A 21,065-nucleotide genomic window follows, 5' to 3' on the forward strand; every position below is an offset into this window, starting at 1 on the left:
ACCTTAAATCACATTATCCATAATTTCCTGAACTACTTCAGGATTTAATAAGGTACTCGTATCACCTAAGTTACTTGTATCATTACTCGCTATTTTTCTTAAAATACGCCTCATTATTTTACCTGAACGTGTTTTAGGTAAGCCTTTGGTAAACTGAATTTTATCTAATTTGGCAATAGGGCCTACATGTTCTGTTATAATCTGATTGATTTCTTTACGTAAATTATTATGATCTCGTGTTTCACCCACATCTTTTAAGATTACATATCCGTAAAGTGCATTGCCCTTAATGTCATGAGGAAATCCAACAATAGCACTTTCAGCCACTGCAGGGTGTTCGTTTATAGCATCCTCAATTGGCGCAGTTCCTAAATTATGTCCTGATACGATAATCACATCATCTACCCTACCTGTAATTCTGTAATAGCCTACTTCATCACGCAAAGCACCATCTCCTGTAAAATACTTATTCTCAAATGTGGAAAAATACGTATCCTTATAACGCTGATGGTTGCCCCAAATAGTTCTTGCCATACTCGGCCATGGAAATTTTATACACAAACGCCCTTCTACTTGATTATCTTTTAACTCCACATTATTTTCATCCATCAAGGCTGGCTGAATTCCTGGAAAAGGTAATGTAGCGTATGTTGGTTTGGTTGGTGTTGCAAATGGTATCGGAGTTATCATAATACCACCTGTTTCAGTTTGCCACCAAGTATCAACTATAGGGCTTCTGTTTTTACCAATATTATCATTATACCAATGCCATGCCTCCTCATTTATAGGTTCTCCTACAGAACCTAAAACTTTAAGAGAGGACAAATCGTATTTATTAACTAAATCTAAACCTTCTTTTGCCAATGCTCTTATTGCAGTAGGTGCAGTATAAAATTGATTTACTTTATGCTTATCAACAATATCCCAAAACCTCCCAAAATCAGGATAACTAGGTACACCTTCGAACATAACCGTTGTTGCTCCGTTGGCTAAAGGCCCGTAAACTATATAACTATGTCCGGTAATCCAACCTATATCGGCAGTACACCAATATATATCACCTTCTTTGTATTGAAATACGTTTTTAAACGTATAAGCTGTATAAATCATATAACCAGCTGTGGAGTGCACCATACCCTTAGGCATTCCTGTTGAACCAGATGTATATAAAATGAAAAGAGGATCTTCAGCATCCATAATTTCTGGGACACAATCGCTATATGCCTCATCCAATAAAGGCGCAATCCATTCATCACGGCCTTTTAACATATTAATTTCAGAATTAATTCGCTTTACCACCAAAACAGATGCAACACCAGGACAATCTTCCAATGCCTCATCTACTATGCCTTTTAAGTCGATAGTTTTTGCACCACGGTAGGACCCATCACTGGTGATTACCATTTTACAATCACTATCGTTAATTCTAGTTGCCAAAGCAGTGGCAGAAAAACCTGCAAAGACAACAGAATGTACTGCTCCTATGCGTGCACATGCTAAAGTTGCTATTGCCAACTCAGGAATCATTGGCAAGTAAATACAAACACGGTCTCCTTTACGAATTCCTTTACTTTTTAAAACATTTGCAAATTTGCAAACACGTTGGTGTAATTGCCTATAAGTTATGTGTTCTGCTTCAGCATTGGGGTCATTTGGCTCAAACAAAATTGCTGTCTTGTCCGCATTTGTCGTTAAATGCCTATCGATACAGTTCACTGTAATGTTTAATTTTGCTCCCTCAAACCATTTTACTTCTGGTTTAGTAAAATCCCAAGACAATACCTTATCCCATTTCTTGTACCATAAAAAATGCTCTTCAGCGACTTCTTCCCAAAAGTGTTCAGGTTCTCGTACAGATTTTCTATAAACTTGATAATATTCTTCTAGGTGTTTTATGTGGTAGTTACTCATTTAGTTAGTTTTTTCATTCAAAACCTCTAAATTAATAAATAAAAGCACATTTTTTGATTTTCGGTTTTTAGATTTTCGCGCCAATCGGAAAGAGAATGAATATTTATGTTTATTAATGGTCCTAAAATAGAAAGAATAAAAGTCCTTCATGTAGCGAGTAAAACAACAATTTTAATTAAGTCGAAATACTAACGTTTTGTATTTGCTGTTTATTTGGTTTTGGTCAAATATATTCTTTAGGATAAATTAATAGCCCTAAGTTATAAGCACTCAAATTAAGCAACCAATAAAAACTTGCATAGTTACCTATCAACTTTACAAAGTGACCGACGAAAGTCTACGTTTTTGCAACACCTGATGGATTTGGTTATGAGGATGATTTAAGCTGTTCAATAACTTTATTTTTAGCCTTTAATCTTTTAGCTAAAGCAAATAAATCTAGAAAACGTAATAGTTGATTTTTTTTAATTAAACTGACTTTTGTAAGGTTTTAATAATTTAATACATATTAGATTTGTTCAAACTAATACTTATTTATATTCCATGAAAACGACTATCGGTATATTATTACTGCTTTTACAACTATCATCGTGTGTTCAATATGATAAAGAAAAACATAAGTCGCATTTATCTCACGCGCATTGGAGCTATTCTGGAGAAACCTCACCTGAGCATTGGATAGAAATAGAAAAAAATTCCGATTGTGATGGTAAATATCAATCCCCTATTAATATTATTCATAGAAGAGCAGATTCTGTAAAACTTCAAGGTGATTTAAAAATTCAATATACACCTACAACACTTTTAAAGGAAGTAGAAAACAATGGACACTCCATACAATTTGATTTTGAAGCGGGAGATTCTATAAATTATAAAAATGAAACCTATTACTTAAAGCAAATTCATTTCCATGAACCCTCAGAACATAAAATTAACGGCTTAATATACCCTATTGAAATGCATTTGGTACATATCAGCAACTCTGGAAATATTACCGTTTTAGGATTACTAGGAGAAGAAGGACAAGAAAGTCAATTGTTTGAGTTTTTTGAAAGTTTTCTACCCCTAAAAAATGGAGAAATAAAAGATATACATCAAAAAATAGATTTATCCAGTTTATTGTTAGAAGATAAGCACTATTACTCGTATACCGGTTCTTTAACCACACCTCCATGCAGCGAAAATGTGAACTGGATTGTATTCAAGGAGCCCATAGTTTTATCTGTTGAAGAGGTTATTAAACTAAGGAACAATATGCCTTTAAATAATTACCGTAACGAACAACCTATAAATGATCGTATCGTGTCCTTTCATTACTAGCAGAATATGTATCTTTAGGCTTAAAATCAATTTGTCAATTGATATTTATTAATCAAAAATTGTAATCGATTTTATGGAACATAGACAACTAGGAGCAAAAGGTTTTGAGGTAAGTGAAATTGGTTTAGGTTGCTGGCAATTAGGTTCCGATTGGGGCACTGGCATAAGTGAAGCGCTTAGTTTTAAAATTTTAAATGAAGCTACAACACATGGTATTGATTTTTTTGATACTGCTGATGTTTATGGTAACGGCCTAAGTGAAAAACGTATTGGTGCGTTTTTAAAACAGCAGGATAAACCCATTAGGGTTGCGACCAAATTTGGTAGAAACGGTAATGTTTTTCCCAATAGTTATACAAAGGATAAACTTAGAAAATCTGTTGAAGGTTCTTTAGAACGTCTAGGTATAGATGCTTTAGATTTATTACAACTACATTGTGTACCATTTGACGTTTTAAAACAAGGTGATATTTTTGATTGGTTACGGGATTTAAAAAATGAAGGACTAATACATCATTTTGGTGCAAGTGTAGAAACCATAGAAGAAGGCTTTTTTTGTATGCAACAGGAGGGCTTAGTTTCATTACAGGTTATATTTAATGTTTTCAGGCAAAAGTTAGTTACCGACTTATTGCCTCAAGCTGAAGCCAATGGCATTGGTATTATTGTACGTTTGCCTTTAGCTAGTGGCTTGTTAACCGGAAAATACACCAAGAACACCACTTTTGCTGAAGAAGACCATAGGAATTACAATAGAAACGGAGATGCGTTTAATGTTGGAGAAACATTTGCAGGTGTGCCTTTTGAAAAAGGAATAGACATTGTTAATTCTATTGAAAAGAACATCCTTCCTAGTGATTTGTCTATGGTACAATTAGCTTTACGATGGATTTTAGACCATAATGCTGTGAGCACGATTATTCCTGGAGCGAGCTCCCCAAAACAAGTTGTCTCGAATGTTGAAGCTGCTAAATTAAGTCGCCTTTCTGCTCAAACACATAAGGCATTAAGTGCTTTGTATGAAAATGAAATACACAAACATGTACGCGGTGCCTATTAACTAAGCATTTAAAAATGATAAAACATTACGCTCAATGCGTTGTTGAATAGCACTTACATCTGCCTTAACGAAAGTTTCTCCCGTAATGTTTTCGTAGAGCTCGATGTAGCGCTCTGAAACGGTTTCAATATATGCGTCGCTCATAAATGGCACGGTTTGCCCTTCCAAACCTTGAAAATTATTAGAAATCAGCCATTGGCGCACAAATTCTTTAGAAAGCTGCTTTTGTGGTTCACCCTTTTCTTGGCGTTTTTCATAACCTTCTGCATAAAAATAACGCGAGGAGTCTGGTGTGTGAATTTCATCAATTAATACGATGTTGCCATCTTTGGTTTTTCCAAACTCGTATTTGGTATCCACTAAAATGAGACCTCTAGATGCCGCAATTTCTGATCCACGTTGGAATAGTTTACGGGTGTAGTCTTCTAAAACCAAATAATCTTCCTCTGAAACAATACCGCGCTTTAAAATATCCACTCTCGAAATATCTTCATCGTGATTACCCATTTCTGCTTTAGTTGCTGGGGTAATTATTGGCTCTGGAAACGCATCATTTTCTTTCATGCCCTCAGGCATTGGCACACCACATAACATACGTTTACCTGCTTTATATTCGCGTGCAGCATGCCCACTCATATAGCCACGTATTACCATTTCAACTTTAAAAGGCTCACATAAATGGCCTACGGCTACGTTGGGGTCTGGCGTTGCGGTTAACCAATTGGGCACCAAATCTTCAGTTGCTGCCATCATTTTTGTGGCTATTTGATTTAAAATTTGACCTTTATATGGAATTCCCTTTGGCATTACCACATCGAAAGCCGATAAGCGGTCTGTAGCAATCATTACCAATTGTTCGTTATTAATATTGTAAACTTCTCTTACTTTTCCTTTATAGACGCTTTTTTGTCCTGGGAAATTGAAATTGGTATCAATTATCGTATTACTCATTATATTTTATTTTTAGCTAATAGCCAATGATTTCTAGCTCTTATATTTTTATTTTAGAATTTTAATGTCGTGCCTAAACCCATAGCCCCGATTGAGGCATTTGTTGGAGCTCCTCGCAGAGAGCGACTGCCGAAAGCGGGAAATAGCTACAAAAAATTAATCCCTATTTTCTATACTTTTATATGCTTCAATTACTTTTTTAACGAGTTTGTGACGTATCACGTCTTTATCATCTAAAAATATAATACCTACACCTTCTACGTTTTTTAAAATTAACAATGCCTCCTTTAACCCCGAAATTGTACGGCGCGGTAAATCTATCTGCCCAGGATCGCCAGTTAATAAAAACTTTGCATTTTTGCCCATACGGGTTAAAAACATTTTCATTTGTGCGTGCGTGGTATTTTGCGCTTCATCTAAAATTACAAATGCATTGTCTAGGGTTCTACCGCGCATAAATGCCAACGGAGCTATTTGAATGGTACCTTTTTCTATATAATTTGCCAATTTTTCGGGAGCAATCATATCACGCAAAGCATCATACAAGGGTTGCATATACGGATCTAACTTTTCCTGTAAATCACCTGGTAGAAAGCCTAGGTTTTCACCAGCTTCTACTGCAGGGCGGGTTAAAATAATTCGCTTTACCGCCTTATTTTTTAAGGCTTGTACTGCTAGAGCTACACCTGTATAGGTTTTACCAGTTCCTGCAGGACCTATGGCAAAAACCATATCATTTGTACGCATACTTTCTACCAACTTTCGTTGGTTTGCGGTTTGTGCTTTTATAATTCTTCCCCCAACACCGTGCACGATGGCTTCGCCACTTTGTTTTGATGTAGTGTAATCTTCGCTACTTTGGCTTGTTAAAACACGCTCAATAACGTTTTCATCCAGTTTATTATACTTGGCAAAATGTTTTAATAGCATAGTTATGCGTCTATCAAATTCTTCTAGCAAATCTTCATCGCCAAAAGCTTTAATTTTATTTCCGCGTGCTACAATTTTTAATTTTGGAAAGTACTTTTTTAGAAGTTCTATGTTGGTATTGTGGGCTCCAAAAAACTCTTTTGGAGTAATCTCTTCAAGTTCAATAATAATTTCGTTCAAAAGCGTTTATTTAATATAGGTTTTAGATGAGGAACATTAACAGCAATATCTATGGCTTAAGATGAAATGATTTATTAGATTTGTGTCTATATTTCTCTCAAATCAAAAATACATAATTTTAGAGGAGTTAACCTTAAAAACATATCAACAATTTTGCCCATGGCAATCATTACATTAACAACCGATTTTGGTGAGAAAGATCACTTTACTGGCGCAACAAAAGGCGCTATTTATAGTGAACTTCCTGATGTGAATATTGTTGATATCTCCCATCAGGTATCGCCATTTAATATCCCCGAGGCTGCTTACGTTATACAAAATGCTTACAGCAGTTTTCCTAAAGGCACAATTCATATTATAGGTATAGATTCTGAGTTGAATGTGGAGAACAAGCATATTGCCATGAAACTAGACGACCACTATTTTATTTGCGCTAATAATGGTATTATGAGCATGATTTGTTCTGAAATAGCTCCTGAAAAAATAGTAGAAATAAACATCCACGATAAAATACAAACCAGTTTTCCCGTGCTTGATGTTTTTGTAAAAGTAGCCTGCCACATTGCTCGCGGTGGCACTTTGGAGGTGATTGGAAAACCTATTGATACCATTAAACCTATCAATAATTTAAAACCTTACGTAAATGATGATAAAACAAAAATAATTGGCAGGGTAATTTATATTGATAATTACGGAAATGTAGTAACCAATGTGCGTAAACACTTTTTTGAAACGATTCAAAAAGGTCGGAAATTTGAAATAACGGCGAGACAGTATAAATTTAAAACCATTTATGGTAAGTATAGTGATGTAGTGAATTTTGATATTCCAAAAGAAAAACGTCAAGACGAAGGTAAGGGGTTAGTTGTTTTTAATTCTGGCGGGTTTTTGGAAATCGCCATGTACAAAAGCGACTCGAAAAAACACGGTAGTGCCGCTACCCTAATGGGGCTTGGTGTTAGAGATACTATTGGTATAGACTTTATAACAGTTCCTGTTGTACCACAAAACCAAGACACGTTCTAAAAAAAACAATTATGCTGGTACGTATTGTAAAAATGAGTTTTGAAGCTACCCATATTGAACAATTCCTAAGTATTTTTGAAGATAGTAAAACACGAATTAGAGGTTTTACTGGTTGTGAGTTTTTAGAATTGTATAGAGATAAAGATAACCCAGATATTTTTTTTACGTATAGCTATTGGAAGTCTGAGGCAGATTTGGAAAACTATCGCCATTCAGACCTGTTTAAAAGCGTATGGAGCAAAACCAAGGTACTTTTTAATGCAAAACCTGAGGCGTGGAGCGTTGAGAAGTTGGCGTCTTTAGATTGATGATTTACGATTAACAATTAACGATTTTTGAATAACCAGTAACCAGTAACCAGTAACCAGTAACCAGTAACCAGTAACCAAAATTAAATGCTAGCAATACTTAAAAAAGAAATCAATACATTTTTTGCATCACCAATTGGTTATTTAGTTATTGCTATTTTTTTGGTGCTTAACGGATTGTTTTTATGGGTGTTTAAAGGTGAGTTTAATATTCTAGATTACGGTTTTGCCGATTTATCTGCCTTCTTTTTGTTAGCGCCGTGGATTTTATTATTCCTAGTTCCCGCTATTACCATGCGCAGCTTTTCTGATGAAAAAAAACAAGGTACACTAGAGCTATTGCTTACAAAACCCATGTCTCATCTCAATATTGTTTTTGGTAAATATTTTGGTGCATATGTACTAATTTTAATGGCGTTATTGCCAACATTACTTTACGTTTACACCGTTTATCAATTAGGAAACCCCGCTGGAAATATAGATTTAGGTAGTGTTTTGGGCTCTTATTTAGGACTGATTTTTTTGGCAGGGGCTTATACGGCAATTGGTATATTTTGTTCTACACTATCCAATAACCAAATTGTAGCTTTTATCATCTCTGTATTTATATGTTTTTTCTTTTATATTGGTTTTGAAGGTATTACAGAGTTTACCTCAAGTGCTATTGTAGAACAAATAGGTATGAATTACCACTACAAAAGCATCAGCCGTGGTGTTATTGATACCAGAGATATTATTTACTTTTTAAGTGTTATTACATTTTTTATCCTGTTGACGAAACTTGGTATAAAAACTGGAAAACTTCAACGGAAAGATCTGACTAAAGTTGCCGGCATTCTAGTGGGTATATTCATTCTAAATATAGCTTCACATTATATGTACAAGCGTATTGATGTAACTAAAGACCAGCGTTACACCTTAAGCGCATCTGCTAAAGATATCGTGAACAAAGCCAATTCACCTTTAGTAGTCGATATATTTTTAAAGGGCGAAGATTTCCCTTCTGAATTTAGACGCCTTCAAACAGAGACGCGACAGTTACTAGAAGAATTCTCAAATGAGAATAAGAATATTATTTTCGATTTTATTAACCCTTTGGAAAATGAAGCATCTCGAGAACAAACCATACAAGTATTAACCCAACGTGGTTTAACACCAATGCAACTGGAAGTTAAAGAAAACGGTAAAGCCACTCAGGAAGTTATATTTCCATGGGCATTGGCCAGTTATAACGAGCAAACCGTAATTATTCCATTAATTAAAACTAAAATTGGCGCTTCTCAACAAGAATTGGTGAGCAACTCTGTACAACACCTGGAATATGCCTTTGCGGACGGTTTTAAAAAGTTAGTAACACCAAAATCAAAGAAAATAGCAGTTCTAAAAGGCAATGCGCAATTGGAAGATAAATACATTGCGGATATTGCTAAAACACTTGGAGAATATTACTTTATAGCTCCATTCACGCTAGATAGTGTCGCTAGCAACCCACAAAACACATTAAAAGATTTAAATAATTACGACTTAGTAATTTCTGCAAAACCTACAGAGGCCTTTACCGAAAACGAAAAGTTTGTCTTAGACCAGTACACCATGCAAGGAGGTAAAAGCTTATGGCTTTTAGATGCAGTAGCTATGGAGAAAGACAGTTTGTATAACGACGCTGGTAAAAATTATGCCATAAGCAGGGATTTAAACCTAACGGATTTTTTCTTTAATTACGGTTTGCGTATTAATCCAGTAATGGTAGCTACGCCCTACTCCGCACCTATCACGTTAGCTATTGGAGATGGTAGCGATGCCCAATACCAGCACTTAAACTGGCCATATTCACCATTAGCCACCTCTAATGGAAAGCACCCCATTACCAATAACTTGAATTTGGTGCGTTTTGATTTTTCAAACCATATTGATACCCTTAAAAACAACGTTAAAAAAACCATCCTTTTAGAAACTGCACCAATATCTAGATTAGAAGGTACACCAAGAGAGATTAGCTTAGATTTAGTGACTAAACCTATTGATCCGAAAGACTTTAAAAATGAAACACAAATACTTGCCGTTTTGTTGGAAGGTGAGTTTAAGTCGGCTTTCGCAAATCGAATCAAACCTTTTACTCTACCCAACACCAAAGAAAAAAGCAAACAAAGTAAAATGGTTGTAATTGCTGATGGCGATGTGATTAAAAATGATGTAGTGCGTAACAAATCGCAAGAATTGGGTTTTGATAGATGGACCGGGAAATTGTATGGTAATAAAGAGTTTTTGATAAACGCAGTCAATTATTTGTTGGACGATAACGGACTTATAAACATTCGTACCAAAGAAATAGATGTTGCCTTTTTAAATCAAGAAAAAATTGCCAAAGAAAAAACCAGTTGGCAACTTCTAAACATTGGAGTACCAATAGTTTTACTAGGTATTTTCGGTTTTGTATTTAACTACCTTAGAAAGAAAAAATACGCAGCGTAACTGTTAATAAGTTTGTTTCGATAAAACGCAGGTTTGAAATATATTTGTAGGTATAGATTTTACAAAACTAAACGTGACAGGATTTGCTTTTAGGAGTTTTAAAAATAATAGAATCTCATAAGCAAATACATTACAACAGACCTTTTAAATAAAAATTTACGAATGAAATTTATTGTATCAAGTACTTATCTTTTAAAACAATTACAGGTTTTGGGTGGAGTTATCAATAGCTCTAATACCCTACCTATTTTAGATAACTTTCTGTTTGAATTAGACCACACAAAGCTTACCGTTTCTGCAAGCGATTTAGAAACCACTATGTCTTCTGCTATGGACGTTGAAAGTGACAGTGAAGGTAGCGTTGCCATTCCTGCAAGGTTATTACTTGATACGCTAAAAACATTCCCTGAGCAGCCTTTAACCTTTGTTGTTGAAGACAATAATACTGTAGAAATTAGTTCTAACCACGGTAAATATGCGTTGGCTTATGCGAGTGGTGAAGAATTTCCAAGGGCTGTGGCTTTAGAAGACCCAAGCAAAACCGTGGTTTTAGGCGATATATTAGCAACAGCCATTAGTAAAACTATTTTTGCCGCAGGAAACGACGATTTACGGCCTGTTATGAGTGGTGTATTTTTTCAGTTCTCTACAGAGGGCTTAACTTTTGTAGCTACAGATGCACATAAATTAGTTAAATACACCAGAGAGGATGTAAACGCAAGTCAGGTGGCTGAATTTATTATGCCTAAAAAACCTTTAAATTTATTAAAGGGTATTTTGGCTGGTAGTGAAGATGAAGTAACCATTGAATACAACGACTCTAATGCGAAATTCACATTTGAAAATTCTGAATTAATCTGTCGTTTAATTGATGGGAAATATCCGAATTATGAAGCAGTAATTCCAAAGGAAAATCCAAATAAGTTGTCAATTGACAGAACACAGTTTTTAAATTCTGTGCGTCGTGTTAGTATTTTCTCTAATAAGACAACGCACCAAATTCGCTTAAAAATAGCTGGTGCCGAATTAAATATTTCTGCCGAGGATGTAGATTATAGCAATAAGGCAGAAGAGCGTTTAACTTGTGATTACCAAGGCGATGATATGCAAATTGGCTTTAACTCCCGTTTTTTAACTGAAATGCTGAATAATTTAAGTTCAGACGATGTACAGTTGGAAATGAGTATGCCAAATCGTGCGGGCATTTTAACCCCAGTAGATGGGTTGGATGATGGCGAGCAAATAACCATGTTGGTGATGCCTGTGATGTTGAATTCCTAACTAGAATAACAACCTCTAAATAAAAAATAGCAGTAATCATATTTTGGTTGCTGCTTTTTTATTTTAACCAAAAAAACCAATAATATTTTATCAATTACTAACGGTATGACAATTATATTTTTTATATCTAAAATCGAAGATCAAGTATAGATTCTTTACTGTCAATTTGACATTTGCAAACCCTTAATCTTCATAAAATTTGACTGGCATATTTTTTGAAAAACTATAAATGTTTTAACTATAATTCTAAAATAAATTAAGATGAAAACATTGCAACTACTGCCTTTGTTTTGTCTGTTATTTTTCAATTGTTCAGGACAAAACAAAGCTCAAAAACCTGAAGAAAACACTATTAAACCCGACGAGAACATTACCGTAAACAAGGAATATGATGAATTTGGGAACTTAAAACGTTACGATTCAATTTATTCTTACAGTTATTCTTCAAACGGAAAACTAAGCGATAGCCTAAAACTTCAATTTCAACAACATTTTAATAACCATTCCTTTTTTGAAGATTCATTTTTTGATGATTTCTTCGGAAGAGATTCCATATCTGGAGGAGGGTTTTATCCAGACAATTTCTTTCAAAAAGGATTCATGAATCATAATCAACACATCGAACAAATGATGAGACGTATGGATTCTATTCAGCGTTTATTCTTTAATGGCAATCGAGGTATGATTATTCCGCCAGAACCAGAGAAAAAAGCTGAACAAAAAAACATGAAACAGATATAATATCTTGATATTGCAAATAAAACGTGGTTATCTAGAATTAGTCCTTAAGTTCGCTAAGACTACTTCTGCGTTCTTTCTAGTAATGACGTAGCATTTGTTCAACACGTTAAATAAAATTTAAAACCAGTGCACCCGCTGGTTTCTTTATTTATATTTGGCAGATATCTAACCGATAATTATGCAAAAACATATACTTTACGCCTTAATAGCAGTATTTTCGCTATCAGTCCTTAAAGCCCAAAAGCCCAAAACACCATCGTCTTCTGAAATATATGAATCCATTCAAAAACTTAATTTTTTAGGCTCGGTATTGTATGTAGCTGCACATCCTGATGATGAAAACACACGCCTAATTTCATACATGTCCAACCAAGTAAAGGCGCGTACAGCTTATTTATCGTTAACACGTGGGGATGGAGGTCAAAACCTTATTGGCCCCGAAATTAGGGAATTACTAGGTGTAATTAGAACCCAAGAACTTTTAGCAGCCAGACGAATAGATGGTGGTGAACAATTATTCACGAGAGCAAACGATTTTGGCTACTCTAAACACCCGGACGAAACCCTAGAAATTTGGGATAAAGATCAAGTGTTGAGCGATGTGGTTTTGGCAATAAGACAGTTTAAACCAGACATCATTATAAATAGGTTTGACCACAGAAGAGCTGGAAAAACACATGGACACCATACAACATCGGCTATGTTAAGTCTAGAAGCTTTTGATATTGCGAATGATAAAACCCAATATACGGAACACTTGGAACAAGCGAGTGTTTGGCAACCTAAACGATTATTTTATAATACAAGTTGGTGGCGCTATGGTAGCAGGGAAGCGTTTGACCAAGTAGATAAATCCAATATGGTACGTTTAGATATTGGCACTTACTACCCGTTAAAAGGTATGAGCAATAATGAGCTTGCGTCTTTAGCAAGTAGTCAGCACTTGTGCCAAGGTTTTGGTCGCATATCCACACGTGGCACTCAAGACGAGTATATAGAGTTTTTAAAAGGGGAGCCACTTGACGGTAATGGGGCAACAGAAATTTTTGCCGGTATAGATACCTCATGGAATCGTATTAAAGGAGGAAAAGCCATTGGAGATATTTTAGTAGCAGTTGAGAATAACTTCAATTTTAAAAATCCATCTGTTCATGTTTCAGATTTATTAAACGCATATAGATTGCTACAAAATATTGAAAACGAGCACTGGAAAACTCAAAAAACTAAAGAATTAAAAGCGATAATCGAAATGTGCGCTGGTTTGTATTTAGAAGCATCAGCAAACACTAATTGGGCCACTGCAGGCGATATGGTTGATGTAAGCCTTGAAGTTCTAAATAGAAGTGCATTGCCAATAACCTTAGTAAGTATCGGTAATATTAATGAAAAACCCATTTCAAAAAATATTAATCTTGAAAACAATACTCGTTTCACTTTTAAGGAAGTTTTAAAAATACATGAAAACGCTACTCCAACAACACCCTATTGGCTAGATAAAAAAGGGACATTGGGGATGTATCAAGTAGAAGACCAATCGTTAATTGGAAAACCTGAAACCCCAAGGTTTTATTCTATAAGTTTCAATCTTTTAATTGAAAATACGCCTTTGACATTTACTAAACCTGTAATTCAAAGATTTTCCAAACCCGATAAAGGCGAGTTGTATCGTCCGTTTGAAATTATTCCTGAAACATCAGCAAAAATCAAAGAGAAGGTTATCATTTTTGAAAACAACCACCAACAAGATATTACTGTTATTGTGAAAGCTGGTCGGGATAATATAGATGGCGATGTCGAAGTTAGCCATCCCGAAAACTGGAACATATATCCCAAAAAACAAAAAGTATCTATTGCCCATAAGGGCGAAGAACAAACTTTAGTTTTTACGGTATTCCCTCCTGCCAACCAAAGCGAAGGATTAATTGGACCTATAGTGCATATTGGAGATAAGGATTATTCCAGAGAATTGATTGCAATTGACTACGAGCATATTCCATTTCAAACAGTCTTACTTCCAAGTGAGAGCAAAGTTGTGCGCTTAAACATTGAAAAACGTGGTGAAAATATAGGATACATTCAAGGCGCTGGTGATGTTGTTCCTGAAAGTTTACAACAAATAGGTTATAATGTTCGCGTAATTTCGCCTGAGGAAATTAACCCTGAAACTTTGAGCAGATTCGATGCTATAGTTGTTGGTATTAGAGCATATAATACGTTAGAAAATATACAGTTTAAGCAACAACAACTCTTCGATTTCGTTGCAAATGGAGGTAACATGATTGTGCAGTATAGCAAATCATATGGCTTATTATTAGAGAATATCGCACCTTATGATATTACATTATCGCATGATCGGGTTACTGACGAAAATGCAGAGGTACGTTTTCTAGATCCAGGTCACGAAGTATTGAATTTCCCAAACAAAATCACACAAAAAGATTTTGAAGGTTGGACACAGGAGCGTGGTTTGTACTTTGCAAATAATTGGAGTAATGAGTTTACCCCTATCCTATCGATGAACGATAAAGGTGAAACTCCCAAAAATGGAAGTTTATTGATTGCCAAACATGGCAAAGGGCATTATATCTACACAGGTCTAAGCTTTTTTAGGGAATTTCCTGCTGGTGTTTCTGGAGCATACCGCTTATTCGCCAATATGCTTTCGCTTGGTAAAGATGAGATAAAAGCATCACTAAAATTAGAAGATTAAACCAAATGAAGGAAGCACCAAAGCAAAAATGGATTACATTGTACACTATCGTTTTGGTAGCAAATGCGTTGTATTTCGTTATCTTTTATATTATAACAAAAGCCTTTTAAGATATGCAGTTGAATTGGGTAGATTGGGCTGTACTTGCCGTAACGCTAATTGCAATTGTTACTTACGGCACATTGCAAACTCGTGGAAGTAAAAATGTAAAGGACTACTTACGTGGTGGCAACACCTCAAAATGGTGGACAATTGGTTTGTCTGTTATGGCAACTCAGGCCAGTGCAATTACTTTTCTTTCTACGCCGGGTCAAGCTTATAATGATGGCATGGGTTTCGTTCAGTTTTATTTTGGATTGCCCATAGCGATGATTGTCATTTGTATGGTTTTTATACCGCTATACCATCGCTTAAAGGTATATACTGCCTATGAGTTTTTAGAGAATAGATTCGATTTAAAAACAAGAACTCTGGCCGCTATTTTATTTTTAATTCAACGTGGCTTAGCGGCAGGTATTACCATTTTTGCGCCTGCTATCATTTTATCAGTTGTTTTAGGTTGGGACTTACTCACTCTAAATATTGTTATCGGATTCTTAGTAATTATCTATACTGTTTCTGGTGGTACAAGAGCGGTAAATGTGACACAAAAGCATCAAATGGTAGTAATTTTTATTGGAATGCTCGTGGCATTTCTTATCATAGTAAATAAGTTACCACAAGATATAAGTTTTACTAAAGCCTTGGAAATTGCAGGTGCAAGTGGCAAAATGGAAGTTCTTGATTTTTCGTTTAGTTTAAATAACCGTTATACATTTTGGAGTGGTATTATTGGCGGTACGTTTTTAATGTTGTCCTATTTCGGAACAGACCAAAGCCAGGTACAACGTTATCTTTCAGGTAAATCTGTAAAAGAAATGCAACTAGGATTAATTTTTAATGGACTTTTAAAAGTGCCAATGCAATTTTTTATTCTCCTAGTAGGTGTTATGGTATTCGTGTTCTACCAATTTAATAAAGCACCAATAAACTTTAACCCTAATGCTACGGAAGTAGTTCTAAATTCGGAATATGCCGATGCCTATAAGGCTTTACAAAATGAGTGGGACATTATTCATAACGATAAACAAAGGGTAGTAAAAGCTCTAGGAAATCATGAAAATTCAAAACTTGTAGCCCTTAATATTGAACATTTAAATCAGCTTAACGAAAACGTTAAAAATGAAGCTAAAGTGCTTATTGAAAAAGCTGCGAAAGATAAAGACCTTAAAATAGAGACCAACGATAAAGATTACGTATTTATTCATTTTATTTTGAATAATCTCCCACGTGGACTTATAGGATTGTTGCTAGCCGTTATCTTAAGTGCAGCTATGTCTAGTACTGCCAGTGAACTCAATGCTTTGGGTTCTACCACGACCATGGATTTATATAAAAGAAATGTTTCTGAAAAAACAGAAGAGGAAATGGTAAAAGCCTCAAAATGGTTTACGTTTCTTTGGGGAATTATTGCCATCGGGGTTGCTTGTGTAGCTAATCTTGCAGAAAACTTAATACAACTTGTAAACATCATAGGATCTATTTTTTACGGTAATGTTTTAGGCATATTTCTACTAGCGTTTTTCTTTAAATTCGTAAAAGGTAATGCGGTTTTTATTGCAGCGTTAATTACACAAATTCTTGTAATCGCATTGTATTTCTTGAATGAATACGAGTATATTAACCTTCCATTTTTATGGTTGAATTTTGTTGGTTGTATTATTGTTATTTTTATAGCATGTTTAATACAAGGGTTATCTAAAAATGAACAATACACAAATATCTAAAACCATTAACTGGGGCATTATAGGCCTTGGTAATATTGCACATAAATTTGCAACTGATTTATTAACAATTGAAGGTGCAAAATTATATGCAGTAGCTTCAAGAAACCAAGATAAAGCCCATGCATTTGCTGATAAGTATTTGGCCGTAACCGCTTTCGATAGTTATGAAGCCCTAGCTAAAGATAAAAATATTGATGCTGTATATATTGCTACGCCTCATGCACTTCACATGGAAAACACGTTGCTTTGTTTAAAACAAGGTATTGCTGTTTTATGCGAAAAACCTTTTGCTATGAATTATAATGAGGTATCAAAAATGATTGCAACAGCTAAAGCAAACAATGTACTGCTCATGGAAGCATTGTGGACGTATTTTTTACCGCACTATCAATATGTTTTAAAGGCTTTAGAAGATAAAATATTTGGAGATGTTATAAAATTAGAAGCAGACTTTGGGTTTTACCGTGCATTTGATAATTCGTCCCGATTATTTAATAAATCGCTTGGTGGCGGTAGTTTATTGGATATAGGCATCTACCCTATTTTTGCAGCCATATCTACTCTTGGTATGCCAAAAAACATAGAAGCCAAAGCCGGTTATTTTAAAAATGGTGCTGATTCCTCTTGTGATATGCTTTTTGAATATGACAATAATGCAAAAGCGTATTTGAAAAGTACGTTAGTTGAAGATACAGGAACTGAAGCCATATTCTATTGCGAGCGTGGTACTATTAAAATAAATAGTATGTTCCACATGCCTACAACGGTAACTTTAATTCCAAAAAACGGTACGCCTGAAACTTTAGATTTTGGTTACAATACCATTGGGTATAATTATGAAGCTATCCATTTTAATGAACTTCTAAGGCAAGAAAAAACTGAAAGTAATGTAATGACGTTTGCCTTTAGCGAACAATTAATCAAAACTTTAGACCACGTTCGTTCACTAATTAACTTAGAGTATTAAAATTGTTTAGAAACGTCTTAAGCAAACACTCGCGTTAGCGATTACAGCGGTAGCTTTTGGCGAGGCATGCATCGAGTCAAAACTTTTAGTGGAAAGTGCAACCCGCAGGGTAACGCCCAAAATAAAAGAGCGCAACTACAACTAGCTGCGCTCTTTTAAATTATATAGTAATCTAAAATTCTAAGAGGCCAAAGTATTACATAGCGCCCCACTCTTTTAATGAATCCTGATTCATTTTTACATACCCTTTGTTGCCAGCCTTTTCTGCAAGCTCTAAAGACTGTTTTGCAGCTGCAATAGCACTTTTAGTCTCGCCAGCCTTAGCATGAACAAGGGATTGTAAACGCAACATCCAAAAACGAGGGTTATCTTTTGTCATGTCAATAGCTGTATCAATCCATTTCTTGGCCTTTTGGATATCCTTATTTTCCTGCATGTAATACTGCGCAGCAGAGAAATAATCGTTAACACTTGGCCCTCCCATTACGTCACTAATACTCTTTAATACAGCATTATCAGTAGGAACCGTAAAAGGTACAGCGGCATAAGTTTTCTCCCAAATAAACTCTAGGTGACCTCCACTATTGGTAATATTATTAATGTCCATAGCATAGGTTTCCACATTAAAATCTAATGGATAAGATTTTACAGTAGTTTTGGCCGCAACCTTGCTTTCATCCCAATTTTGTGGTACACCCCAATTTTCCGTATCAGAATAAAAATACACCTCCCAGTTTTCTTCACCAGGTTTTGTGAAAATAGCATAAGATCCTGCCTTAAGAGTTTGTCCATCTACTGTAGCTTCGGTACTAAAGGTAACAATTGTATTTTTGTTAGCTCCAGTTCTCCACATCTCACCATAAGGTACTAAACCTCCAAATATTTTCCGTCCCTTAACGCCTGGTCTAGAATATTCAATGGTAATATCCGTCAGTCCAACTTTTTGCTCCAACTTAGCGCTAGGGCTTGGTTGTGGTGTTTTAATTTGTGCCTGTACAGCATAAACTGTGGCGCAAGTCATAAATAATAATAGTAATTTTTTCATGTTCTCTAGTTATTAATTTAAATCTTTTTAAAATTAACTAATCTAAAATCGGTAATTGTTAACAAAAGCTTAAAATAAGATGATGTGTTTTACTTATGATTAGTTTGAACGTTACTATACGGGCTTATGTTTATAATTTATCCGATTTGATGAATAATTAGGGAACTAATATTGTGATAAAACCGTTTTATTATACGTTCAATGCTGAAGTATTTATATTAGTTTTTAAGTGCAAATTTAGACGTACAAAGCATGTAGCTAAGACCCAATAAGCAAACCTTATAGCTTTATATTTATTTTTGTTTAACTTTTTTTAATATATGTTAAACATTTTGTATCTTTACCATAAATAATAGAATTATGGCGAAGAAAAAATCAGTAAATAAGAACGACATCATTACCTGGTATATGGATTATGTTTTGGAGCACGATGCAGACCCTAAGACGGTATTTGCTTTTTCCAAAATTAATAACTTTGAAGAAGCTAAATTCTACGAATATTTTGCTTCATTCGAAGCTATTGAGAAAGGCATCTTTGAAGCATTTTTCACACATTCAATAACCGCTTTGAGCAAAAGCGAAGACTATAAAATTTTTGATGCTAGAAACAAGCTATTAAGTTTCTACTATACCTTTTTCGAAAACCTTACTGCGAATAGAAGTTATGTAAAACATGTATTGGATAAGTATAAATCGGATCTTAAAGGTTTAAAAATGTTATCTGGTTTAAAGAAACATTTTACGCAGTATGTGAGTGAATTGGGTATTCAAATGTTAGACATTAAGCAAGAACAGTTTGAAAAATTTCAGGATAAAGCGCTTAAAGAATCAGCATGGTTACAGTTATTGTTAACGATGAAGTTTTGGCTCGACGATACGTCTGCTTCTTTCGAAAAGACAGATATTTTCATAGAAAAATCAGTTAATACCACTTTTGATGTATTAGATATTGCGCCTCTAAAAAGTGTTTTAGATTTAGGCAAATTCTTATTTAAAGAAAAATTTCAAATGAATTAATATTAAATGAAAACCATAGATAGCATACCTACTTCAAAAATACAACGCGCTACAAAACTGGTGTCTACCGGTGCAAAGGTAGGCGTTAATTATTTAAAATACTATGGCGATAAACTCGTAAATACCGAAGACGCAGCAAAGGAACGTCTAAACCAAAACAATGCTGCTGATATTTACAACGGGCTAAAACAACTTAAAGGTAGCGCACTTAAAGTAGCGCAAATGTTAAGTATGGAAAAAAGTATCTTACCACAAGCCTATGTGGAAAAATTTTCTCTAGCCCAATTTTCGGTGCCACCATTATCGCCACCACTCGTCATTAAAACATTTAAAAAATACTTCGGGAAACATCCCGATGAACTATTTGATACTTTTAACGCAACTTCTGTTAACGCTGCTAGCATCGGTCAGGTGCATATCGCAACTAAGAATGGGAAAAAACTTGCTGTGAAAATCCAATATCCAGGAGTTGCGGAGAGTATCGCTTCAGATTTAGCTATGGTAAAACCAATAGCTATGAGCATGTTCAATATTAAGGGAAAAGATTCTGATAAGTATTTTAAAGAAGTAGAACATAAGTTGGTTGAGGAAACCAATTATATTTTAGAAGTTGCCCAAAGCAAAGAGATATCAAAAGCTTGCGCGCATATTTCAAACTTAAAGTTTCCAAAATATTATGAAGAATTATCGTCTGCACGTATCATCACCATGGATTACATGGAAGGTGAGCATCTTTCGGAGTTTACGGCTCATAATAAAGACCAACAGAAAGCACATAGATTAGGACAAGCCCTTTGGGACTTTTACATGTACCAAATTCATAAATTGAAAAAAGTACATGCTGATCCACATCCTGGGAATTTCCTGATTTCTGAAAAAGGAGAATTAATAGCACTTGATTTCGGGTGTATGAAATCCATCCCTCTAGAATTTTATACACCCTATTTTGAGCTGGCCTTACCAGAAAACATTAATAACCGTAAGTACTTTGTTAACAAATTGTATCAGCTAGAGATTTTAAGGGAAGACGATAGTAAAGAAGAATTGGAGTTTTTTACGGATATGTTCCACGAAATGTTAAGTCTGTTTACACAACCATTCCATCAGGAGCGTTTCAATTTTTCGGATGAGACCTTTTTTGGGAAAATCGCCGAACTTGGAGAGCGTTACTCAAAAAATACGGATTTAAGGAAAATGAATGGTAATAGAGGATCAAAGCATTTTATATACATCAACAGAACATTTTTTGGACTTTATAATTTGATGTTCGATTTAAAAGCAGAAAACATCAAAATCAATAATTATTTGAGATTATCCTAA

Annotated in this window: 16 protein-coding genes; 12 read left to right on the plus strand and 4 right to left on the minus strand. The window is 34.9% G+C overall.

What is annotated here, in order from left to right:
- Positions 1-3: 3 nt before the first annotated feature.
- Complete coding sequence (gene acs, locus BMY39_RS12885; protein ID WP_092580338.1) at positions 4-1,911, minus strand: acetate--CoA ligase; 1,908 nt, start codon at positions 1,909-1,911, stop codon at positions 4-6.
- Positions 1,912-2,454: 543 nt separating this feature from the next.
- Here acs and BMY39_RS12890 point away from each other — a divergent pair.
- On the plus strand, positions 2,455-3,231 hold the full coding sequence (locus BMY39_RS12890) for a carbonic anhydrase (RefSeq protein WP_092580340.1): 777 nt from the start codon (positions 2,455-2,457) through the stop codon (positions 3,229-3,231).
- Between the two features lie 73 nt (positions 3,232-3,304).
- Positions 3,305-4,291 carry an aldo/keto reductase gene (locus BMY39_RS12895; RefSeq protein WP_092580342.1) on the plus strand — a complete coding sequence of 329 codons (987 nt, stop codon included), beginning with the start codon at positions 3,305-3,307 and terminating at the stop codon, positions 4,289-4,291.
- Here the strand turns inward: BMY39_RS12895 and BMY39_RS12900 are convergent, their stop codons facing one another.
- Positions 4,292-5,242 (minus strand): phosphoribosylaminoimidazolesuccinocarboxamide synthase, encoded by a 951-nt coding sequence (locus BMY39_RS12900; protein WP_092580344.1) that lies wholly within the window; start codon positions 5,240-5,242, stop codon positions 4,292-4,294.
- Positions 5,243-5,398: 156 nt separating this feature from the next.
- Positions 5,399-6,352, minus strand: coding sequence for a PhoH family protein (locus tag BMY39_RS12905; RefSeq protein ID WP_092580346.1), 954 nt, complete (start codon positions 6,350-6,352; stop codon positions 5,399-5,401).
- Between the two features lie 159 nt (positions 6,353-6,511).
- Here BMY39_RS12905 and BMY39_RS12910 point away from each other — a divergent pair, with 159 nt between their 5' ends.
- The 8 genes from BMY39_RS12910 to BMY39_RS12945 all read left to right on the plus strand — a co-directional run bounded on the left by BMY39_RS12910 (position 6,512) and on the right by BMY39_RS12945 (position 17,683).
- Positions 6,512-7,378: an SAM hydrolase/SAM-dependent halogenase family protein gene (locus BMY39_RS12910; RefSeq protein WP_092580348.1), complete on the plus strand. Its 867-nt coding sequence runs from the start codon at positions 6,512-6,514 to the stop codon at positions 7,376-7,378.
- An 11-nt stretch (positions 7,379-7,389) separates the two neighbouring features.
- The gene (locus tag BMY39_RS12915) at positions 7,390-7,686 is read left to right on the plus strand and encodes a putative quinol monooxygenase (RefSeq protein WP_092580350.1); all 297 of its coding nucleotides are present in this window, start codon (positions 7,390-7,392) and stop codon (positions 7,684-7,686) included.
- Between the two features lie 87 nt (positions 7,687-7,773).
- Positions 7,774-10,158, plus strand: coding sequence for a gliding motility-associated ABC transporter substrate-binding protein GldG (gene gldG / locus BMY39_RS12920; RefSeq protein WP_092580352.1), 2,385 nt, complete (start codon positions 7,774-7,776; stop codon positions 10,156-10,158).
- Positions 10,159-10,320: 162 nt separating this feature from the next.
- Complete coding sequence (dnaN, locus tag BMY39_RS12925; RefSeq protein WP_092580354.1) at positions 10,321-11,439, plus strand: DNA polymerase III subunit beta; 1,119 nt, start codon at positions 10,321-10,323, stop codon at positions 11,437-11,439.
- Between the two features lie 261 nt (positions 11,440-11,700).
- Positions 11,701-12,180 (plus strand): hypothetical protein, encoded by a 480-nt coding sequence (locus BMY39_RS12930; RefSeq protein WP_092580356.1) that lies wholly within the window; start codon positions 11,701-11,703, stop codon positions 12,178-12,180.
- Positions 12,181-12,358: 178 nt separating this feature from the next.
- Entirely contained in the window at positions 12,359-14,890 is a 2,532-nt protein-coding gene (locus BMY39_RS12935; protein ID WP_092580358.1) for a PIG-L family deacetylase, read from the plus strand.
- A gap of 113 nt (positions 14,891-15,003) precedes the next feature.
- On the plus strand, positions 15,004-16,716 hold the full coding sequence (locus tag BMY39_RS12940) for a sodium:solute symporter family protein (RefSeq protein ID WP_092580360.1): 1,713 nt from the start codon (positions 15,004-15,006) through the stop codon (positions 16,714-16,716).
- Positions 16,694-17,683 (plus strand): Gfo/Idh/MocA family protein, encoded by a 990-nt coding sequence (locus tag BMY39_RS12945; RefSeq protein WP_092580362.1) that lies wholly within the window; start codon positions 16,694-16,696, stop codon positions 17,681-17,683. The genes BMY39_RS12940 and BMY39_RS12945 overlap by 23 nt, the downstream gene beginning before the upstream one ends.
- A 196-nt stretch (positions 17,684-17,879) precedes the next feature.
- On the opposite strand, the gene BMY39_RS12950 is transcribed toward BMY39_RS12945, so the two are convergent.
- On the minus strand, positions 17,880-18,728 hold the full coding sequence (locus BMY39_RS12950; RefSeq protein ID WP_092580364.1) for a DUF2911 domain-containing protein: 849 nt from the start codon (positions 18,726-18,728) through the stop codon (positions 17,880-17,882).
- 360 nt (positions 18,729-19,088) lie between these two features.
- Between BMY39_RS12950 and BMY39_RS12955 the strand changes: the two genes are divergently transcribed.
- Together BMY39_RS12955 and BMY39_RS12960 are read left to right on the plus strand one after the other, a co-directional pair.
- Positions 19,089-19,745, plus strand: a complete 657-nt coding sequence (locus tag BMY39_RS12955) for a TetR family transcriptional regulator C-terminal domain-containing protein (protein WP_092580386.1) — start codon at positions 19,089-19,091, stop codon at positions 19,743-19,745.
- A gap of 6 nt (positions 19,746-19,751) precedes the next feature.
- Entirely contained in the window at positions 19,752-21,065 is a 1,314-nt protein-coding gene (locus BMY39_RS12960; RefSeq protein WP_092580388.1) for an ABC1 kinase family protein, read from the plus strand.

Origin of the sequence: Hyunsoonleella jejuensis (assembly GCF_900111025.1) — a bacterium.
Taxonomy (GTDB): domain Bacteria; phylum Bacteroidota; class Bacteroidia; order Flavobacteriales; family Flavobacteriaceae; genus Jejuia; species Jejuia jejuensis.